Annotated in this window: 19 protein-coding genes; 13 read left to right on the forward strand and 6 right to left on the reverse strand. The window is 68.5% G+C overall.

Translation table 11 applies throughout. The annotated features are described in order from the left end of the window. Positions 1–162 precede the first annotated feature (162 nt). Positions 163–822 carry a PaaI family thioesterase gene (locus JK358_RS27230; protein ID WP_201952794.1) on the reverse strand — a complete coding sequence of 220 codons (660 nt, stop codon included), beginning with the start codon at positions 820–822 and terminating at the stop codon, positions 163–165. 186 nt (positions 823–1,008) lie between these two features. Here JK358_RS27230 and glgP point away from each other — a divergent pair, with 186 nt between their 5' ends. After that, positions 1,009–3,576: an alpha-glucan family phosphorylase gene (gene glgP / locus JK358_RS27235; RefSeq protein WP_201952797.1), complete on the forward strand. Its 2,568-nt coding sequence runs from the start codon at positions 1,009–1,011 to the stop codon at positions 3,574–3,576. Between the two features lie 2 nt (positions 3,577–3,578). Here the strand turns inward: glgP and JK358_RS27240 are convergent, their stop codons facing one another. Next, positions 3,579–5,633, reverse strand: a complete 2,055-nt coding sequence (locus tag JK358_RS27240) for an AMP-binding protein (protein ID WP_201952799.1) — start codon at positions 5,631–5,633, stop codon at positions 3,579–3,581. Between the two features lie 269 nt (positions 5,634–5,902). On the opposite strand from JK358_RS27240, the gene JK358_RS27245 reads away from it, so the two are divergent. Both JK358_RS27245 and JK358_RS27250 read left to right on the forward strand, forming a co-directional pair. Continuing rightward, positions 5,903–7,267: an NCS2 family permease gene (locus tag JK358_RS27245; protein WP_201952802.1), complete on the forward strand. Its 1,365-nt coding sequence runs from the start codon at positions 5,903–5,905 to the stop codon at positions 7,265–7,267. Positions 7,268–7,432: 165 nt separating this feature from the next. Next, positions 7,433–7,981 carry a DoxX family protein gene (locus tag JK358_RS27250; RefSeq protein WP_201952804.1) on the forward strand — a complete coding sequence of 183 codons (549 nt, stop codon included), beginning with the start codon at positions 7,433–7,435 and terminating at the stop codon, positions 7,979–7,981. Positions 7,982–8,133: 152 nt separating this feature from the next. On the opposite strand, the gene JK358_RS27255 is transcribed toward JK358_RS27250, so the two are convergent. The 3 genes from JK358_RS27255 to JK358_RS27265 form a co-directional block, all read right to left on the reverse strand. Continuing rightward, positions 8,134–10,188: an ATP-dependent DNA helicase gene (locus tag JK358_RS27255; RefSeq protein ID WP_201952806.1), complete on the reverse strand. Its 2,055-nt coding sequence runs from the start codon at positions 10,186–10,188 to the stop codon at positions 8,134–8,136. An 89-nt stretch (positions 10,189–10,277) separates the two neighbouring features. Further along, the gene (locus JK358_RS27260; protein WP_201952808.1) at positions 10,278–10,847 is read right to left on the reverse strand and encodes an isochorismatase family protein; all 570 of its coding nucleotides are present in this window, start codon (positions 10,845–10,847) and stop codon (positions 10,278–10,280) included. 288 nt (positions 10,848–11,135) lie between these two features. Beyond that, positions 11,136–12,389 (reverse strand): nicotinate phosphoribosyltransferase, encoded by a 1,254-nt coding sequence (locus JK358_RS27265; protein WP_232852035.1) that lies wholly within the window; start codon positions 12,387–12,389, stop codon positions 11,136–11,138. A gap of 194 nt (positions 12,390–12,583) precedes the next feature. Between JK358_RS27265 and clpS the strand changes: the two genes are divergently transcribed. From clpS to JK358_RS27295, 6 genes are all read left to right on the forward strand, one after another. Continuing rightward, positions 12,584–12,940, forward strand: coding sequence for an ATP-dependent Clp protease adapter ClpS (gene clpS, locus JK358_RS27270; RefSeq protein WP_201952814.1), 357 nt, complete (start codon positions 12,584–12,586; stop codon positions 12,938–12,940). A 22-nt stretch (positions 12,941–12,962) separates the two neighbouring features. Then, a complete protein-coding gene (gene aosR, locus JK358_RS27275; RefSeq protein ID WP_201953569.1) occupies positions 12,963–13,532 on the forward strand; it encodes an oxidative stress transcriptional regulator AosR in 570 nt (189 codons plus the stop codon). A gap of 102 nt (positions 13,533–13,634) precedes the next feature. Next, positions 13,635–14,705 carry a P1 family peptidase gene (locus JK358_RS27280; RefSeq protein WP_201952817.1) on the forward strand — a complete coding sequence of 357 codons (1,071 nt, stop codon included), beginning with the start codon at positions 13,635–13,637 and terminating at the stop codon, positions 14,703–14,705. An 83-nt stretch (positions 14,706–14,788) separates the two neighbouring features. Further along, a complete protein-coding gene (locus tag JK358_RS27285; protein ID WP_201952820.1) occupies positions 14,789–15,250 on the forward strand; it encodes a M67 family metallopeptidase in 462 nt (153 codons plus the stop codon). A gap of 35 nt (positions 15,251–15,285) precedes the next feature. Then, positions 15,286–15,564, forward strand: a complete 279-nt coding sequence (locus tag JK358_RS27290) for a MoaD/ThiS family protein (RefSeq protein ID WP_201952823.1) — start codon at positions 15,286–15,288, stop codon at positions 15,562–15,564. Between the two features lie 2 nt (positions 15,565–15,566). Then, positions 15,567–16,529, forward strand: coding sequence for a PLP-dependent cysteine synthase family protein (locus JK358_RS27295; RefSeq protein ID WP_201952826.1), 963 nt, complete (start codon positions 15,567–15,569; stop codon positions 16,527–16,529). Positions 16,530–16,550: 21 nt separating this feature from the next. Here the strand turns inward: JK358_RS27295 and JK358_RS27300 are convergent, their stop codons facing one another. Then, on the reverse strand, positions 16,551–16,778 hold the full coding sequence (locus tag JK358_RS27300; protein WP_201952830.1) for a hypothetical protein: 228 nt from the start codon (positions 16,776–16,778) through the stop codon (positions 16,551–16,553). A 179-nt stretch (positions 16,779–16,957) separates the two neighbouring features. On the opposite strand from JK358_RS27300, the gene JK358_RS27305 reads away from it, so the two are divergent. The 4 genes from JK358_RS27305 to rdgB all read left to right on the forward strand — a co-directional run bounded on the left by JK358_RS27305 (position 16,958) and on the right by rdgB (position 19,969). Then, on the forward strand, positions 16,958–17,611 hold the full coding sequence (locus JK358_RS27305; RefSeq protein ID WP_232852000.1) for a rhomboid family intramembrane serine protease: 654 nt from the start codon (positions 16,958–16,960) through the stop codon (positions 17,609–17,611). A 68-nt stretch (positions 17,612–17,679) separates the two neighbouring features. Continuing rightward, the gene (locus tag JK358_RS27310) at positions 17,680–18,444 is read left to right on the forward strand and encodes a cyclic nucleotide-degrading phosphodiesterase (protein ID WP_201953572.1); all 765 of its coding nucleotides are present in this window, start codon (positions 17,680–17,682) and stop codon (positions 18,442–18,444) included. A 149-nt stretch (positions 18,445–18,593) separates the two neighbouring features. Beyond that, complete coding sequence (gene rph, locus JK358_RS27315) at positions 18,594–19,364, forward strand: ribonuclease PH (protein ID WP_201952844.1); 771 nt, start codon at positions 18,594–18,596, stop codon at positions 19,362–19,364. Then, on the forward strand, positions 19,361–19,969 hold the full coding sequence (gene rdgB, locus JK358_RS27320; RefSeq protein ID WP_201952847.1) for an RdgB/HAM1 family non-canonical purine NTP pyrophosphatase: 609 nt from the start codon (positions 19,361–19,363) through the stop codon (positions 19,967–19,969). Before rph ends, rdgB begins: the two co-directional genes overlap by 4 nt. The last annotated feature ends 76 nt before the right edge of the window (positions 19,970–20,045 follow it).

Here is a 20,045-nt window from a genome sequence, read left to right on the forward strand (position 1 = left end):
CGCACTCCCGTCATCCCGGCAAGCTTCTGGCCGGGATCGACAAAGGAACCGTGCGCTATCCCCGTGGCTTCCGGCCAAGAACATGCCGGAATGACGGGGCTCAGTGTGGCGGCGGTGTGGTGGTCGGGCTGCCCTGATGGGGCTACAGGGTGGTCGATCCGCCTACTGCTGGCCCGGCTTCAGCAGGACGAACAGGCCGTTGGCCTCGGCGCAGAGGCGTTCGCCGTCGTGCAGCGTGGCCCGTACGAACACCTTGCGGCCCTCCACCCGCTCGACCCAGCCGTGCACGGCCAGTTCGGTGTTGAGCGGGGTGATGGAGCGGTAGTCGACGTGCAGGTAGGCGGTGCGGGTGACCGACCTGGTGTGCACAGCCGCGGTCATGCCCAGCAGGTCGTCGAAGCCGAGCGCGATGTGACCGCCGTGCGCGGCATTGTTGCCGCCCAGGTGGAAGGTGCGGAAGGTGATGCGGGCGTGCACGCCGTCACGGCTGGCGGAGTCCACCAGGAACGGCGGCAGCGTGATGTTGCCGCGCGACGGCAGATCGGTGCGATGCCAGGTCGGCGCGGACCATTCGTCCACCACGGCCGCGCCGAGCTTGTCGTTCAGCTCCTTCAGCGTGGCGATGGCGTCCTGCGCGAGCGCGTCGGTCGGACTGACCAGCCGCGCCTTGTCCATCAACTCCCGGACCTGCTCGATCAGCTCGCCGTAGTGCGGCCCACCGACCGAGTTGTCGCGGCCGAGTTCTGTTACCGGCCGGAACCCGCCCTCGTGATGCTCCTCGGTGGGTTCGGTCGGAAGAGCTTCGACCTGCTGCTCGCTCATAAGAACACGTTATCGGTTGCTCACCGAATGCCCGTGGCCGGGCCGCGAAACCCGCTGCTCGGCTCACGTCAGGGTTCGCGGCCGTCTCGATTCTGGACTGACGGAGCGGGGGAGCGGAGGAGGGAAGAATCGAGACTTCGGGGCCGCGAACCAGCCCGGAGCGAAGCGCAGGGCAGAATAGGCACCGTGAAGGCACTGCGTCGATTCACTGTTCGCGCTCACCTGCCCGAGCGGCTGACAGCACTGACCGAGCTGGCCACCAATCTGCGGTGGTCCTGGCACGGGCCGACGCAGGATGTGTTCGCCGAGCTGGATCCGGAGCTGTGGCTCGAGGTCGGGCACGATCCGGTGCGGATGCTCGGGGAGGTGCCCGCCGAGCGGCTGGACGAGCTCGCGGGCGATGAGGCCTACACGCGGCGGGTGGATGCCGCCGCGGCCGATCTCGCGGACTATCTCTCCCGGCCGCGCTGGTTCGGGAAGCAGGAGAGCGGGCCGCGGGGGATCGCGTACTTCTCCATGGAGTTCGGCGTCACCGAGGTGCTGCCCAATTACTCGGGTGGGCTCGGGATTCTGGCGGGTGACCACCTGAAGGCGGCGTCGGATCTGGGGTTGCCCCTGATCGGCGTCGGATTGCTGTATCGCTCAGGCTATTTCCGGCAGTCGCTGACAGCTGACGGGTGGCAGGCCGAGCATTATCCGGCACTGGATCCGCAGGGGTTGCCGCTGCGCCTGCTCGCCGACGGTGGTGCGCCGGTGCTGATCCACGTGGCCATGCCCGAGGGGCGGGTGCTGCGGGCGCGGGTGTGGATCGCGCAGGTCGGCCGGATTCCGCTGCTGCTCTTGGATTCCGATATCGCCGACAACGATCCGGAACTGCGGGCGGTCACCGATCGGCTGTACGGGGGCGATCAGGACCATCGCATCAAGCAGGAGATCCTCGCCGGTATCGGCGGGGTGCGGGCGGTGCGCGCCTACACCCGGGCGAACGGCCTGCCGGATCCCGACGTCTTCCATATGAACGAGGGCCACGCCGGGTTCCTCGGCATCGAGCGCATCCGCGAATTCATGGCCGCCGGAATGGATTTCGACTCCGCGCTGACGGCTGTGCGCGCCGGGACCGTGTTCACCACGCATACCCCGGTCCCCGCCGGTATCGACCGCTTCGCCTCCGCCCTGGTGCGCCGCTACTTCGGCGGCGCGCACGGTGACCGCGAATCCACTGTGCTGCCCGGGGTTTCGGTGGATCGCATCCTGGCCATGGGCCGCGAGACCGATCCCTCGGTGTTCAACATGGCCCACCTCGGCTTGCGACTCGCCCAGCGCGCCAACGGCGTATCCAGGCTGCACGGCGAAGTCAGCCGGGACATGTTCAACCCGCTGTGGCCGGGATTCGACGCCGCCGAGGTGCCCATCGGCTCGGTCACCAACGGCGTGCACGCCCCCACCTGGGCGGCACGCGAATGGATCGACAAGGCACGGGAACTCATCGGCGACGAGCTGGTGGAGGAGGCGCGCGGCTGGGAGCGGCTCTGCGATGTGGACCTGAGCGAACTGTGGTCCACCCGCAACGCGTTGCGCGGCATCCTCGCCGCCGAGGTCCGGCGACGCCTGCGTAAATCCTGGCTGGAACGTGGTGCGGCCCCGGCCGAATTGGGTTGGATCGACGAGGTTTTCGATCCGAGGGTGCTGACCGTCGGCTTCGCCCGCCGCGTCCCCACCTACAAGCGCCTCACCCTCATGCTGCGCGACCCGGACCGCCTGCGCGCCCTGCTGCTGGATCCGGATCGCCCGGTGCAGCTGGTGGTGGCGGGTAAATCCCATCCCGCCGACGAGGGCGGCAAGGCCCTCATCCAGCAGGTGGTGCGGTTCGCCGACGATCCGGCCGTGCGCCACCGCATCGTCTTCCTGCCCGACTACGACATGTCCATGGCCCGCTACCTGTACTGGGGATGCGATGTCTGGCTGAACAATCCGCTGCGCCCGCTGGAGGCCTGCGGTACCTCCGGCATGAAGTCGGCCCTCAACGGCGGCCTCAATCTCTCCATCCGGGACGGCTGGTGGGACGAGATGTACGACGGCGAGAACGGCTGGGCCATCCCCACCGCCGACGGCGTCCGCGACGACAACCGCCGCGACGACCTGGAGGCCGCTGCCCTCTACGAACTGCTGGAACGCAGTGTGCTGCCGCGCTTCTACACCCGCGACCACGACGACGTCCCGGTCCGCTGGATGGAGATGGTCCGCCACACGCTGCAGACGCTCGGACCGAAAGTCCTTGCCTCCCGCATGGTCCGGGACTACGCCGTCGACTACTACGCCCCGGCCGCGGCCGGCTACGCGGCGGTCTCGGCGCACGATTTCGCCGGTGCGCGGGAACTCGCGGGTTACCGCCGCCGCGTCGAATCCGCTTGGCCCGCAGTGAAAGTTCTCCAGGTGGACAGCTCCGGCCTGCCCGACACCCCCGTCATCGGCGCGGACCTGTCACTGCGCGCCCGCCTCGACCTCGGCGGCCTCACTCCCGCCGACGTCACCGTGCAGGCCGTCCTGGGGCGCGTCTCGCCGACCGACGACCTCACCGACGTCACCAGCATCCCCATGAAGCACACCGGAACCGAGTCCGGCACAGACCTTTTCGAGGTCGACACCCCGGTCCCGCTGTCGGGTGCGGTCGGCTACAGCATCCGCGTGCTCCCGCATCACCGGCTGCTGTCCTCCGACGCCGAGCTGGGCCTGATCGCCACGCCCAGCCCGTAGTCTCAGATCGGTTGCGTCAGTGTGCGTTTGAGGATCTTCCCGGTCGCATTGCGGGGCAGTGCGTCCAGGAAGGTCACATCGCGCGGCACCGAGAACCGGCTGACCCGATGCCGGATGTAGGTGCGCACCATCTCCGAATCCAGTCCCGAGCCGGGCCGCTTCACCACGAAAGCCGCCAGGCGCTGGCCGAATTCGTGATCGGGGACGCCGACCACGGCCACCTCGCTCACCTGCGGCAGGTGCGAGAGCGCCTCCTCCACCGCACGCGGGAAGACGTTCTCACCCCCGGAGATGATCATCTCGTCATCGCGTCCGGCCACGAACAGCTTTCCGGAGGCGTCCAGGTAGCCGATATCGCCGGTGTCCAGCATGCCGTTGGCCTCGTCCGGCGGGGTGGCGTCGGTGTAGCCGTCGAACAGCATGTGGTTGCCGACGTAGATGCGGCCCACCGCGCCGATCGGCACCGGCCGCCGATCCGCGCCCAGCACACCGATTCTGGTGCCGAGCGGCGGCCGTCCCGCCGTGGTCGGCGACACCCGCAGATCGCCCGGGTCGGCGATGGAGGCCCACGACACCTCCGTGGAGCCGTACACGTTGTAGAGGATGTCGCCGAAGGTGTCGAGGAAACGCACCACCGCCGCCCCGGCCAGTGGCGCACCGCAACTGGCGACCACCTTCAGGCTGGACAGGTCGTAGCGGGCGCGCACATGCGTCGGCAGGTCCAGGATCCGGTTCACCATGACGGGCACCACGATCAGCGCGGTCACCCGGTGTTCGGCGATCTGCCGCAGACAGTCCTCGGCGTCGAAGCGGTCCGAGAGCACCACGGTGGCGCGGATGGCCGTCGAGATCTGCAGGGCCGCCAGCCCCCAGGTGTGGAACAGCGGGGACGGGATGAGCATGGTCTCGTTGACGCCGAACGGAATGCGCGACAGCAGCGCGGCCACCGTCCCGAATCCCTTGGGGTGCGGTCGTTTCGCGCCCTTCGGGGTGCCGCTGGTGCCGGAGGTGAGCACCACCAGCCGCCCCGGTCGCGGGGGTTTGCGCGGTGGGGCCGCGCGCATGGCGATGAGATCCTCGAGGGTGGTGAGCCCGCGTCGCTGCCGCAGGTCGTCGGTGGTGAAGCGGGGCAGCGAGGACGGCAGATACCGCACCAGATGCTCGAATTCGGTGTCCACGAACAGGGCCGCGATGCGGTGCCGGTCGGCGATCTCCTCGATCTGCCGGGCGGGCAGGCCGGTGTTGAGCAGAATCGAGTCGGCCCCGGATTTGCCCGCGGCGACCATGCATTCGACCATGCCGGTGTGGTTGCGGCAGAGCAGTCCGATGCCCGTGCCCGCCCCGAAGCCGAGGGTGGTGAGCGCGCCCGCGAGGGCGTCGGTGCGCGCGTTGAGCTGTTCGAAGGTGCTGGCGTACCGGTCGTCTATGACCGCCGCCCGTCCGGGTGAGTGCGCGGCCGCGGCGGCGTACCCGCCCGCCAGGCTGAAGCCCCATTTGGCGATGCTGCCCAGCTGTTTCAGTCCCACGTCGGGCCGGTAGGTGCGCACCACCCCGGAGGCCACCATCTGTTTGGCGACCCCGGCCTGCAGCTTCACCACCGAGTCCTCGCCGTTGACGATGATCGAGGTGGGTGCGCCCAGGACCAGGTCGGCGGCGCGTTTGAGCCCGGCCACGGTCCAGGACACCACCGCCGCGTTGGAGAGCTGCTCGACCAGCGGATGCACCAGTCCCGCGGCGAAATAGGTGACGTTCACGCGGGTGCGCGACCCGTCGCCGCGCAGCCGGACGGCGGCGAAGCTGCGGGTGAACGGGCAGTGGATCTCGAAGCTCTCCTGATCGCGGCCGATGCGCAGCTGGACCACGAGGACGCGGACCTCGATGCCGCTGCCGCCGATGCGCAGGTTCAGGGTCGGATGTGGTTCGACGGTGTCTATTTCTTCGACGGCTCCGATACCGGGGAACAATCGGGAGTAATTCTGCGGCTCGGTGAGCACTTCCCAGATTGCTTTGCGGGCGATCGCGAACTCTGCGGACGCGTCGATGACTTGTGTAACCACGGGCGTGCAATTCTGCGTTGGCCGGTCACCCCTGCGTCCGGCTGATTACGTATTTGTAACGTCCCAGACAGTAATGGTCAAGACTCCATAATTACCGGCCGGTAATTAGGTTTAATTGCCCGGCGATTGCGCTGGACCAGGCAAGAATCCAAGAGTCAGGCAGGTGCGATTGCCCACGATTCGCCGGGTCGATTACAGATCCGGCAAAGGTTACAAGTACGGTGCGCAGGGCACCTCGTATCCTCCCGCCGACTGGAGACTCAACACTCATGACCAGCGACGTCCTCACGCGCACCAAGGGGCGCGTCGACTCGTTCTTCGGCATCAGCGACCACGGCTCCACCATGAAGCGCGAGCTCATGGCCGGAACCATCACCTTCCTCGCCATGTCCTACGTCCTGGCCGTCAACCCGTCGGTCCTCGGTGACGAGGGTGCGCTCGGCGACAAGGGCATGCCCATGCAGGCCGTCTTCACCGCGACCGCCGTCGCGGCCGTGGTCGGCACCCTGGTGATGGGCCTGTGGGCGAAGTACCCCGTCGCCCTCGCGCCCGGAATGGGCCTGAACGCCTTCTTCGCCTACACGGTCGTCCTGACCATGGGCATCCCGTGGGAGGAGGCGCTGTCCGGAACCCTGTTGTCCGGCATCATCTTCTTCATCCTCGCCATCACCAAGGTGCGCGAGAAGATCATCGACGCCATCCCCATGCAGATGAAACTGGCCGTCGGCGCCGGCATCGGCATGTTCGTGGCCTTCCTCGGCCTGAAGAACGCGGGCATCGTGGTCGCCAGTGACGCGACCTTCGTGCACCTGGGCGACTTCCACAAGGGCACCACCCTGCTGGCGCTGTTCGGCCTGCTGGTGACGGTCGTCTTCCTGGCGCTCAAATGGCACGGCGCGGTGCTCTACGGCATCCTCGGCACCAGCGTCCTGGGCATCGTCTGCGGCCTGGTCGAACTGCCGAAATCCCTGGTGGCGCTGCCGCAGGGCCTGGATCAGACCTTCGGGCAGGCGATCATCCACCTGCCCAACGCGTTCACCAACGAGAAGATGGTGATCGTCGTGCTCACCATGCTCTTCGTCGACTTCTTCGACGCCTCGGGCACGCTGATCGGCGTGGCGCACCAGGCCGGGCTGCTCACCAAGGACGGCAAGCTGGAACGCGCCGGACAGGCGCTGGCCGCCGACTCGGTCGGCACCGCGGCGGGCGCCATCATCGGCACCTCCACCACCACCGCGTACGTGGAATCCACCGCGGGTGTCTCGGCGGGTGGACGCACCGGGCTCACGGCCGTGTCGACGGCGGGCTGGTTCCTGCTGGCCATGTTCTGCTTCCCGCTGTTCGCCGTGATCGCGGGCGTGCCCGCGGTGACCGCGCCGGCGCTCATCGTGGTGGGCGTGCTCATGGCCCGCGCGCTCGGTGAGATCGATTGGACGCGACTGGAATTCGCGGTCCCGGCCTTCATCACCATCGTGCTGATGCCGCTGACCTTCTCCATCGCCAACGGCATCGCCATGGGCCTGCTGTTCTATCCGGTGGTCATGGTGGCGCAGCGCAAGTGGCGCGAGGTGCATCCGGTCATGTGGGTGCTGATGGCGGTGTTCCTGTCCTACTTCTGGTTCCTCGCCGAGTAGCCGGGTATCGCGGGGGCGTAACCCACCTCACAAAACAATCCGGGCGTGACGGAATACCGTCACGCCCGGCTCAGTTGGACCCCACTGTCGGCGGCGATTCGGACTACAGTCCGCTTGCAAGATCGCGGCCAGAGCACGAACCGACCGATGAGGAATGAGAAAGCCATGACGACCGCAACCGCCTTCCAGAACTCCGCTACCTCGACCTCCGCCACCCGCTCCACCGCTACCGAAACCACCGCCTCCGATGTCGGCCTGCTGGCCCTGCGCGTCGGCTTCGGCGGCCTGCTCGCGGTGCACGGCGCCCAGAAACTGTTCGGCTGGTTCGGCGGCTACGGCCTGCAGGCCACCCAGGACGGCTTCGAAGCCATGGGCTACAACCCCGGCGTCCTGTTCGGCACCCTCGCGGGCGTCAGTGAACTCGTCGGCGGCCTGCTCCTGCTGCTGGGTCTGTTCACACCGCTGGCCGCGGCAATCGCCTTGGGCACCATGGTGAATGCGCTCAACGCCACCTGGAGCGGCGGATTCGTCGCCTGGGAGATGGCGGCGCTGTTCGGGATCGCGTCCGTCGCACTGGCTTTCACCGGTCCGGGCCGGTTCTCGCTGGATGCCGGTAAGCCGTGGCAGCGTCAGGGGCTGGTCTGGGCCGGGGCCGCGGTGGCGCTCGCGGTCGGTGCCGGTGTGCTCACCCTGATCCTGAAGTGGGTGCTGTAAGAAGAAGTTTCGGGTCCCCGCGCCGCGTGCAGGGCTTGGCGCGGGGACTACGGATACATCCGATGTGGGAATTGGGGGTCACCGGAGCATCGAAAGCCAATTTACTTCCGTACGGAAGTGAAGACCACTCGTGTGACTGTTCTCACACGGTACTATTTGTTCAAGGCCACGGTATTCGTGAGCCTTTCGAGCGCCTTCACCACCACATCGGGATCCGATGTTTCCCAATAGGGCGGCAGTGAAGCCCGCAGATATCCGCCGTAGCGCGCGGTCGCGAGACGCGAATCCAGAATAGCGATTACACCGCGATCGTCCACACTGCGCAGTAGTCGGCCGGTGCCCTGCGCCAGCAGCAGCGCCGCGTGATTCGCCGCGATCGACAGAAAACCGTTGCCGCCACGGGATTCCACCGCGCGCTGCCGGGCCACCAGCAGCGGATCATCCGGGCGCGGGAACGGAATGCGGTCCAGGATCACCAGACTCAGCGACGGGCCCGGGACATCCACGCCCTGCCACAGCGACAGCGTGCCGAACAGTGAGGTTTCCGGGTCGGCGGCGAACTTCTTCACCAGTGCGCCGGTGGCGTCGTCGCCCTGGCACAGGACCGGGGTGTCCAGGCGCTCGCGCAGAATCTCGGTGGCCGCCTTGGCCGCTCGCATCGAGGAGAACAGGCCCAGGGTGCGCCCGCCCGCCGCGAGAATGAGGCGTTCGATCTCGTCCAGATAGGACTGCGGCAGGCCGTCGCGGCCCGGGGCCGGAAGATGCTTGGCCACGTACAGGATTCCGGATTTGGCGTGATCGAACGGGGAGCCCACATCCACCGAATTCCAGCGGATCGCACCGGTATCCGAGGGCGCTTCCTTGCCGGTGGCCAGCGCCGGATCCACCTTGTTCGGCGACTGCGGGGGCAGGCCCCAGGTGACCGCCAGATTGTCGAACGAGCCGCCGATCTGCAGCGTGGCCGACGTCAAAACGACTGTGGCGGTACCGAACAGGCGACTGCGCAGCAGACCGCCCACCGACAGCGGAGCCATGTGCAGGGTGCGGCGGGCCACCCCGCGCACATCCTCGGCGGCCAGCCACACCACATCGCGGTGCGCGGCCGGATCGGGTTCCTCGAAGGTCTCCAGCACGCGGACGGCCGCGTCGTGCACTTCCTCCACGGCAGCCAGGGCCTGATTGCGGGCGGCCGCTGTCTCCGGATCGCCCTGCGGGGTCTGGCCGCCCTGCGGGTTGAGGGCGGTGCGGGCATTCCAGGCGGCGTCGCGCACGAGTGCCAGCACCGGGGCCGCACCCTCGGGCATGCGATCCCAGCGGCCCGGATTCAGGTCGTCGAGCAGGGCGTGCCAGGCTTCGGCGGCGCTCTCCAGCCGGTCGATCTCCTGCTCGTCGATGAGCTTGCCGCAGCGCTTGGCGGCGGCACTGATTCCGGCCGTGGACAATTCGGCCGTGGCCACACCGGTGACCCGGTCGACCAGTTCGTGCGCCTCGTCGATGACCACCACATCGTGCTCGGGCAGCACCTGGATACCGCTGATGGCGTCGATGGCCAGCAGCGCGTGATTGGTGACCACCACATCGGCGGAACCGGATTCGGCGCGCGCCTTCTCCGCGAAGCAGTCCTGCCCGAACGGGCAGCGCGACTTGCCCAGGCATTCCCGCGAACTCACGCTCACCTGCCGCCAGGCGCGATCGGTGACGCCCGGGGTGAGCTCGTCCCGATCGCCGGTCTCGGTCTCCGACACCCACTCGTTGAGCCGCTGCACCTCGCGTCCGAGCCGCGAGATGGCGAACGCGTCGAACAACTCCGCCTCGGCGGGCTCGTCCGGAATCGCGCTGTTGACCTTGTTCAGGCACAGATAGTTGTTGCGCCCCTTGAGAATCGCGAACTGCGCCACCCGCCCCAGCGGCTCCGCCAGCGCCTCGGACAACCGCGGCAGATCCCGATCCACCAGCTGCCGCTGCAGGGCGATCGTCGCCGTCGACACCACCACGGTGCGCCCGGTCTTCACCGCATGCCGCAGACTCGGCACCAGATACGCCAGCGACTTGCCGGTCCCCGTGCCCGCCTGCACGGCGAGGTGCTCCCCGGTGTCGATGGCATGCGCGACCGCCGCCGACATGGTCTGCTGCCCCTTGCGCTCTTTACCCCCCAGCGCCTGCACAGCGGTGGCCAACAGCTTCGGTACGGGAGGCAGTTCGGGCACGGCGGCCAGATTACCGAGCTCGTCCGACAACCGTGTCTTTTGCCCTCCGCATCGCTCCGGGCGGGTTCACCGCTCCTCGGATCGAGCGGTCATCGTTCGAGGGTGCCCGCGAGGTTGACTCCCGCGGTGCGCAGGGTGGTGAGCGCGGTGCGGAGGGTTTCGGGGGAGACGGCGGCGGTGAGGCCGAGGAGGACGCGGGTGTCGAAGCCTGCGGCGCGGGCGTCGAGGGCGGTGGCGCGGACGCAGTGGTCGGTGGCGATACCGCAGATGTCGACGGCGGTGATGTGGTGGGCGTGCAGCCAGTCGGCCAGGGCGGTGGTGCCGTCGGAGGCGGTGCCCTCGAAACCCGAATAGGCCGCTGTGTAAGCGCCTTTGGAGAAGACCTCCTGGATGGGGGAGGTGTTCAGGTTGGGGTGGAAATCCGCGCCGGGGGTGTCGGCGCGGCAGTGCGGGGGCCAGGTGTCGACGTAGTCCGGGTGGTTGGAGAAGTGCGCGCCCGGATCGATGTGGAAGTCGCGGGTGGCCACCACCGCCGTGTAGTCGGAGACGCCGAGATATTCGCTGATGCGGTCGGCGACCGCCGCACCGCCCGCGACCGCCAGCGATCCGCCTTCGCAGAAATCGTTCTGCACGTCGACGACGATCAGGGCTCGGTTCATGGGAGACCTCCCGGTGCTGGCGAATGAACTACTTCGGTTGTGCCTGCGTATTGCATTGTGCCGCCCGGCCGGGCACCGGTCCACGCGGCGGCGTCCGCCTGTGACGAGGAGAAGACATGGGGCGAATCCTGGGACCGCTGTGGGCGTTCGTCGTCTGCGTGGCCGTCTACGTCGGCGTCGGGCTGCTGATGGGGGACCGGACCTGGACCCAGCTCGTGTTCAGCGCGCTACCCGTCGCCGCGGTGGTGGTCGCGGTACTGGTGGTGCTGAACGAGCGCGCTCGCCGGGTCAGCGCACGAAAGTCGTCGGAATCGCCGGATCACCGTCGGACAGCTTCAAACCCTCCCACGGGAGGCTGACCAGTCCGCGCGCCACCAGTTCCCGGCTCTCCTGGAGGGTCGGCAGGCCGTCCACCACGGACCCCGCACGCACGAGCGGGGTTTGGAGATCGCGGACCTCGTGCCCGTTGGGTTCCGGGCGCTGCGCGTCAGCCGGGTAGACGATTTCCTCGACCAGGGTGCCGGTGCGCCGCACCAGCCGCACCGCCTTCTTGGTGCCGCCGCGAGATTCCTTGTGCGAGCTGCGTTTCGCCACCGGGATGCCCTCCACCTCGACGAGTTTGTAGACCATGCCCGCGGTCGGCGCGCCCGAACCGGTCACCAGGGAGGTGCCGACGCCGTACACGTCCACCGGTTCGGCGCGCAGCGACGCGATGGCGTACTCGTCCAGGTCCCCGGACACCACGATCCTGGTTTCGGTCGCCCCGAGTGCGTCCAGCTGATCGCGCACCTGCCGCGCCAGTACGCCCAGATCGCCGGAATCGATTCGCACACCGCCCAATTCGGGTCCGGCCACCTCGATGGCGGTGGCCACGCCACGGGTGATGTCGAAGGTGTCCACCAGCAGCGTGGTGCCGATACCGAGCGCCGCCACCTGACTGCGGAACGCCTCGGCCTCGTGCTGGCCGTCGGCCCCGCTGTGCAGCAGGGTGAAGGCGTGCGCGCTGGTGCCCGCGGTCGGCACGCCGAAGCTGCGGGCGGCCTCCAGATTCGAGGTGGCGTCGAATCCGGCCAGATAGGCGGCGCGGGCGCTGGCGGGCGCGGCGAGCTCATGGGTTCGGCGCGAACCCATTTCGATCATGCGGCGGCCGCCGGCGGCGCTCACCATGCGGGCGGCGGCCGAGGCGATGGCGCTGTCATGGTTGTAGATCGACAGGATCAGCGTCTCGAGCACCACGGCCTCGGCGAAACTGCCGCGCACGGTGACGATCGGCGATCCGGGGAAGTACAGCTCGCCCTCGCGGTACCCGTCGATATCGCCGGTGAAGCGGTAATCGCGCAGCCACTCGACCGTGCGTGCGTCCAGGAACCGGGCCGCGATCTCGAGTTCGGGCTCGCCGAACCGGAATTCGCGCAGCGCGGCGAGCAACCGGCCGGTCCCCGCGACCACGCCGTACCGCCTGCCGTGCGGCAATCGCCGGGCGAACACCTCGAAAGTGCAACGCCGGTGCGCGGATCCGTCGGCCAGCGCGGCCGCGAGCATGGTGAGCTCGTACTGGTCGGTCAACAGTGCGGTGCTGTCCAGCCCGTCAGCGATCTTCACGGCACCCACTGTAGGCACACCGCCGGGGAGCCGACGCGCGTGCGGGTCGCCGGCACGTCGCTGTTCATCGCGAGCTCCATCGGCGTGTCGCGTGGGCTGTTGTTTCTTCGGCGTTGAGTCGTACCCTTGACGTTATGGGTCTGTGCACAGAAGACGCTGTCCGGATTGCCGCCGGTGCGGGCGGTGGTATCGCGACACTGTCGGCGGCACAGGCGACGCCCGAGGCGGTCGAGTACACCGAGATCCTGGAGGCCGAGGATCGGCCCTGGGTAACGGTGGTTTGGGACGATCCGGTCAACCTCATGCACTACGTGACCTACATCTTCCAGAAGCTCTTCGGCTACAGCAAAGCCAAGGCAACCGAGCTCATGCTCAAGGTGCACAACGACGGCAAGGCCGTGGTGTCGTCCGGCTCCCGCGACAAAATGGAACACGACGTCCAACGCCTGCACGCGGCGGGCCTGTGGGCGACCATGCAGCGTGACGACTGATCCGGGCGACTACGGTGAACCCGTGCGGAAGTGGAGCAGGAAGACCTCCCTGGGCGGGCCGAAACTACGCTCGGAAATGGACGCCCACGAGGCGGAGATATTGCGATCGCTGGTCGGAGCCGTCACCGGACTGCTGACCGACCGCGCCCGCTCGGCCCCCGAGGACGACCTCGCCGCCCTCACCGGGCTACAGCTCGGCAACACCACCCCGCCCGAGGATCCGCGCCTGCGCCGCCTGCTCCCCGACTTCCACCGCAGCGAACCCGGCTCCCCCGACGCCGACCGCGCCGACCTCAACAGCGCCCTGCGCAGCCTGCACGAACCCGAGATCATCGAATCCAAGGTCGCCGCGGGCTTGGTCATCCTGGAAACCCTCCCACCCCAGGGCGGCAAGATCACCCTCAACCCCGAACAGGCCGACGCCTGGCTCAACGCCCTCAACGACGTCCGCCTCGCCCTCGGCACCGCCCTCGGCATCGAGGCCGACACCCCCGACCACCTCGACGAGGACGACCCCCGCGCCCCGAGCCTCGAGGTCTACCACTGGCTCACCTGGATGCAGGACTCCCTGCTGCAGGCCATGGCCCCATAACCGCTGGTGATCGTGGAGTAAGAAGAAAGAGGGGCTGGGACGCTCGACGCGCGCGAGCGGGTGCGCAAGTGGAGGACGAACCGGAGTTCCAGGAGGTTGCTGATGAACAGCGTTGCGGGACCGCGTAATTCGATCACCGATGTGGCCGGGGTGCTGGTCGGGCATCACCAGGAGCTGGATCCCGACGCGACCATCGGCGCGGGGGCGGCTACCGGCTGCACCGTGGTTCGGGTGTCCGGAGGAGCGGTGGCGGCGGTCGATGTGCGCGGTGGGGGGCCGGGGACGCGGGAGACCGATCTGCTCGATCCGGGTAATACCGTGCGGCAGGCGAATGCCATTCTGCTGACCGGGGGTAGTGCGTACGGGCTTGCCGCGGCCGATGGGGTGATGCGGTGGCTGGAGGAGCACAAGGAGGGGATTCCGATGGATCCGGCCGATCCGAGCCGGGTCGTGCCGATCGTGCCGGGGGCGGTGATCTTCGATCTTCCGGTGGGGGACTGGGGTATTCGGCCCACGCCCGACTTCGGGTTCCTGGCCGCCGAGGACGCGGGGGTTGATTTCGCGCGGGGGGCGGTCGGTGCGGGCACCGGTGCGCGTGCGGGGTCGATCAAAGGCGGGGTCGGCAGCGCGAGTATCCGGTTGAGCGAAGGCCCGGCCGCCGGGATCACGGTGGGCGCGTTGATCGTCGCCAATCCGGTGGGGTCGGTGTTCGATCCGCGCACCGGGCTGCCGTGGGGTGCGGGTACCGATGGGCCGGAGTTCTTCGGGCTGCGGCCCGCCACCGCGGAGCAGTTGGCCACCGCGAACGCCCTGCCGGTGAAGGGCACCGTGCTCAATACCACCATCGGGGTGGTCGCGACGGATGCGGCGCTGGATCCGGTCGGCTGCAAGCGGCTGGCCACCACCGCGCACGACGGTCTGGCCCGCGCCATCCGCCCCGCGCACTCCCCGCTGGACGGCGACACCCTGTTCGCGCTGGCCACCGGTACGGCCGAGACCGCCGCGAACTTCCCGCTGCCCCCGGCCTTTCCGGCTGATCTGCTGATTCTGGACCAGCTGTGCACGGCCGCGGCGGTGTGTGTGGAGCGGGCGATCGTGGACGCGATCCTCTCCGCGCGTTCGGTCGCCGGTATTCCGGCATACACCGACCTGTTCGGCGCGCGCCCGGAATAGCCGAATATCCTGACCTGTTGACGACAGCGACTCGACTGCCGAGGCAGCGGCGTCGCGTCGAGTGGTGAAGGGAAGGATGCAACGTGCTGGTCATCAGGGCCGACCTCGTGGACGCCATGGTCGCGCACGCGCGCGCCGATCACCCCGACGAAGCCTGCGGCGTCCTCGCCGGTCCCGAGGGCTCGGACCGCCCCGAACGGTTCATCCCCCTGGTGAACGCCGCCCGCTCGCCCACCTTCTACGAAATCGACTCGATGGATCTGCTCCGTCTGGTGCGCGAGCTCGAGGGCAAGGACGAGGAGCAGGTGGTCATCTACCACTCGCACACCGCGACCGAGCCGTACCCGAGCCGCACCGATATCACGCTGGCGCAGGAGCCGGGCGCGCACTACGTGCTGATCGGCACCCGTGACCCCGTGCAGCACGAGCTGCGCAGCTACCGCATCGTCGACGGCGTGGTCACCGAGGAGCCGGTGCGCATCGTCGACTCGTACGCCGACCATGCCACCGAGGATCTCGACGCGGCCGAAATCGCCGACGCCTGAACACCTTCCGCCGGAACAAGCAAGGAGTCCCCCTCATGCCGGTCACCGTGTCCATCCCGACCATCATGCGTCCCCTCACCGGAGGGGAGAAGCGGGTGACGGCCGAAGGCGCGAGCCTGGCCGCGCTCATCGAGAACCTCGAGGCCAACCATCCCGGGCTGAAGGAGCGGCTGCTCAAGGACGGCAAGCTGAACCGCTACGTCAACATCTACATCGATGACGAGGATGTGCGGTTCGCGGGCGGGCTGGAGGCCGAGGTGCCCGCTGACGGCACCGTGACCATTCTTCCGGCGGTCGCCGGCGGCGCGCGCTAACCGTGGCGCGCTACGAGTCGCTGATCGCGACGCTCGGCGATACCCCGCTGGTCGGGCTGAAGACGCTGTCCCCGCAGTGGGACGGCGACGACCACGTGCGGCTGTGGGCGAAACTCGAGGACCGCAATCCGACCGGCTCCATCAAGGACCGTCCGGCGCTGCGCATGATCGAGCAGGCCGAAGCCGACGGCAGGCTGACGCCCGGCTGCACGATCCTGGAGCCCACCAGCGGCAACACCGGCATCTCGCTGGCCATGGCCGCCAAGCTCAAGGGCTACCGCCTGGTCTGCGTCATGCCGGAGAACACCTCGGTGGAGCGGCGGCAACTGCTCACCATGTTCGGCGCCGAGATCATCGACTCCCCGGCCGCGGGCGGCTCCAATCAGGCTGTGGCGCTGGCCAAGCAGATCGCCGCCGAGAACCCGGACTGGGTGATGCTGTACCAGTACGGCAATCCCGCGAACGCGCTCGCGCACTACGAGAGCACGGGCCCGGAGATTCTGGCCGACCTGCCCGAGATCACCCACTTCGTGGCGGGCCTGGGCACCACCGGCACCCTCATGGGCACCGGCCGCTTCCTGCGCGAGAAGCTTCCCGATATCGAGATCGTCGCCGCCGAACCCCGGTACGGCGAACTGGTTTACGGCCTGCGTAATCTCGACGAGGGTTTCGTCCCCGAGCTCTACGACGAGTCGGTGCTCACCTCCCGTTTCTCGGTGGGCCCCTACGACGCCGTCCGCCGCACCCGCGAATTGGTGCTGGAGGAAGGCATTTTCGCGGGCATCTCCACGGGCGCGATCCTGCACGCCGCACTCGGCGTGGCCAAGAAGGCGCAGAAGGCGGGCCGCCGCGCCGATATCGCCTTCGTGGTCGCGGACGCGGGCTGGAAGTACCTGTCCACCGGCGCGTACGACGGCACCCTCGAAGAGGCGGAGGAGAAACTCGACGGCCAGCTCTGGGCCTGAGCCCGGGGACTCGGCGCAGGCTCAGCCCGCGATACTGGGTCCGCCGCCCTGCGGGTGGTAGTCGTTGCGAGGTCGGGGGCGGTTGCGCTCGTTGTCCTTCCGTATCTTCCCGATCAGCGTCGAGACCAGCTTCGCGCGCTGCCCGGTGCCGGGCTCCTCGGGTGGGTGCGGCTCGGGGTTGTCCCCTTGTGGCGGAGGCGTTTCGGCTGCGGACGGTTCCCGCTGGTCGGTCTTCCGGCGTCTGAACATACTCGAGGGTAGGGCGAGCCCCGCCGCGCGCGCTCCTGATTTTCCCAGCCGTGACCGGGGCGGGTTTCGCATTTCCCGGGTCCGGCGCGGCCGGGCGGTACGCTCGATTGCAGGCCGAGGAGGTACTGGCGATGAGCGGTGGCGTCGGAGCGTCGTTCGATCCGGATCGGATCGCGCGCATGCGCGGGCAGTTGGCGAATCCGGGCGTGGCCGCGCGCGGGCGCGGTGCGGTGAAGCTGCTGTGGCAGCGCGCGATTGCGATTGTTCTCGCGTTTACGGCGTTTCTCTACGGGGTAGAGGGCGTCGACTCCGTGACCGATCACAGTCTCGACTTCGCCGGCGGTGTGAAGCCGCGGCAGGTCGACGGGCTGGACGGGATTCTGTTCGCGCCTGTGCTGCACGCCGATTGGGAGCATCTGATGGGCAACACCGTCCCGGTGCTGGTCCTCGGACTGCTCACCTTGCTCACCGGCATCGGCCGTGGGCTGGCTGCCACGGCAATCGTGTGGGTGATCGGCGGTCTGGGCCAGTGGCTGCTGGGTGCGAGCAACTCCGTCCACGTGGGCGCGTCGGTGCTGGTGTTCGGCTGGCTCACCTATCTGATCTCGCGCGGCTGGTTCGCGCGGAATGTGGCTCAGATCGCCATCGGGGTGGTCGTGGGGTTGCTGTACGGCTCGATTCTGTGGGGAGTGCTGCCCGGACAGAACGGAATCTCTTGGCAAGGGCATCTTTTCGGGGCGTTGGGTGGACTGGTAGCCGGGTGGGTACTCTCTAGCGATGAACGTCGTCATCGTCGCGGGGCTGACGCCGGCCGTCTCGCGTCGTCGGGGTGACGCGAGCACCGGTCGGCGATTTGGGGGATCCCTCCTTGAGTGAGAACGCGTCGTGGCAGCATGGGGGAATGCGCCTCACCGTCATCGGGTGCTCGGGCAGCGTGTCCGGCCCGGATTCCCCGGCGTCGGGATACCTGCTCACCGGCCCGGATATGACCCCGACCGTCATCGACTTCGGTCCCGGTGTGCTGGGCGCGTTGCAGCGCTACCTCGATCCGGGTGAGGTGGACATCTTCCTCACCCACCTGCACGCCGACCATTGCCTGGATCTGCCGGGCCTGCTGGTGTGGCGGCGCTACCACCCGAACCCGCCCACGGGGAAGGCCATCGTCTACGGCCCGTCCGACACCTCGCTGCGCATCGGCAACGCCTCCGCGGAGATCGGCGGCGAAACCGACGACTGGTCCGATGTCATCGACATGCGCCAGTGGACGGTCGGCGAGCCGATCCCCTTCGGCCCCGGCCACACCGTCGAGGCCCGCCGCATGTACCACCCGCCGGAGTCCTACGGCCTGCGCATCAAGACCGCCGCGGGCAAGACCTTCGTCTACACCGGCGACACGGCCATCTGCGACGACGTCTACGAACTCGCGCGCGGCGCGGACGTCCTCCTCTCCGAGGCCTCCTGGACCCACGACCCCGCCAACCGCCCGCCCGGCATCCACCTATCGGGCACCGAGGCCGGCATGATCGCCGCCGAAGCAGGCGTGGGGGAACTCCTGCTCACCCATATCCCGCCGTGGACCTCCCGCGAAGACGTGATCGCCGAAGCCAAGGCCGTTTTCACCGGTCCCGTCCACGCCGTCTCCCCGGGTGAGACCTTCGAGATCTGAAGGCGACAACTGATTTCGTGCGGGCCGGGTAACTCACCGGGTACGTCCGAAATCGGGTCGGCTGTTACCGGCGGCACGGATGCACGATTGTCGACGGCTCCTTATCGCCCGCAAGAGTCGCGGAGAGGCGGGAGAGCTAGGCTGTGCTCGTGTCTAAACGAGCCGATGGCAGGGCGGATGACGAACTCCGCGAGGTACGGATCACCCGTGGGTTCACCACGCATCCGGCAGGTTCGGTGCTGGTGGAGTTCGGGCAGACGCGGGTGATGTGCACCGCGAGTGTGCAGGACGGCGTCCCGCCGTGGCGGCGTGACTCCGGATTGGGTTGGCTGACAGCGGAATACGCCATGCTGCCCGCCGCCACGCACACCCGCTCGGGCCGCGAGTCGGTGAAGGGCAAGGTGGGTGGCCGCACCCAGGAGATCTCGCGGCTCATCGGCCGCTCGCTGCGCGCCTGCATCGACCTGTCCACGATCGGCGAGAACACCATCGCCGTCGACTGCGATGTGCTGCAGGCCGACGGCGGCACCCGCACCGCCGCCATCACCGGCGCGTACGTGGCGCTCTCCGACGCGGTCACCTACCTGGCCGCCGCGGGCAAGCTCACCGACCCGCAGCCCATCTCCTGCGCCATCGCCGCGGTGAGCGTCGGCGTGGTGGACGGCCGTGTGCGCCTGGACCTGCCGTACGAGGAGGATTCGCGCGCCGAGGTCGACATGAACGTGGTCGCCACCGACACCGGCACCCTGGTCGAGATCCAGGGCACCGGTGAGGGCGCCACCTTCCCGCGCTCCACCCTGGACCGCCTGCTGGATTCCGCGCTGGCGGGCTGTGAGCAGATCTTCGCCATTCAGAAGGAAGCGCTCGCCCTCCCGTACCCCGGCGTCCTCCCCGAACCCGAGGAATCGAAGAAGCGATGACCCGCCGCGTCCTGGTGGCCAGCCGAAACGCCAAGAAGCTCAACGAACTCCGCCGCATCCTCGATGAAGCGAACGTCACCGGCATCGAGATCGTCGGCCTGAACGACGTCCCCGAATACCCGGAGGCCCCGGAAACCGGAGCCACCTTCGAGGAGAATGCGGTCGCCAAGGCCCGAGACGGTTTCGCCGCCACCGGATTGCCCTGTGTCGCAGACGATTCCGGCATCGCCGTGGACGCCCTGAACGGTATGCCCGGTGTCCTGTCGGCCCGCTGGTCCGGCAAGCACGGCGACGACGAGGCCAACAACATTCTGCTGCTGGCCCAGCTCGGCGACGTCCCCGACGACCGTCGCGGCGCGCAGTTCGTCTCCGCCTGCGCCCTGGTCGCCGACGGCGTCGAGGAGATCGTGCGCGGCGAATGGCCCGGAACCATCAACCGGAACCCGGTGGGCGACGGCGGTTTCGGCTACGACCCGCTGTTCGTCCCGGCCGGCGGCACGGTCACCTCGGCCGAGCTCACCCCCGCGGAGAAGGACGCCGCCTCACACCGCGGCCGCGCCCTGCGCCAACTGCTCCCGACCTTGGCGGCGCTGGCCGACAACTGAATCAGCACGCGGCGATCTCGCTGTTTCGACTGTGGGAATACAGCGGCGCCCCCTCCATCAGGAGGGGGCGCCGCTG

Source organism: Nocardia acididurans (assembly GCF_016741815.1).
Lineage (GTDB): Bacteria > Actinomycetota > Actinomycetes > Mycobacteriales > Mycobacteriaceae > Nocardia > Nocardia acididurans.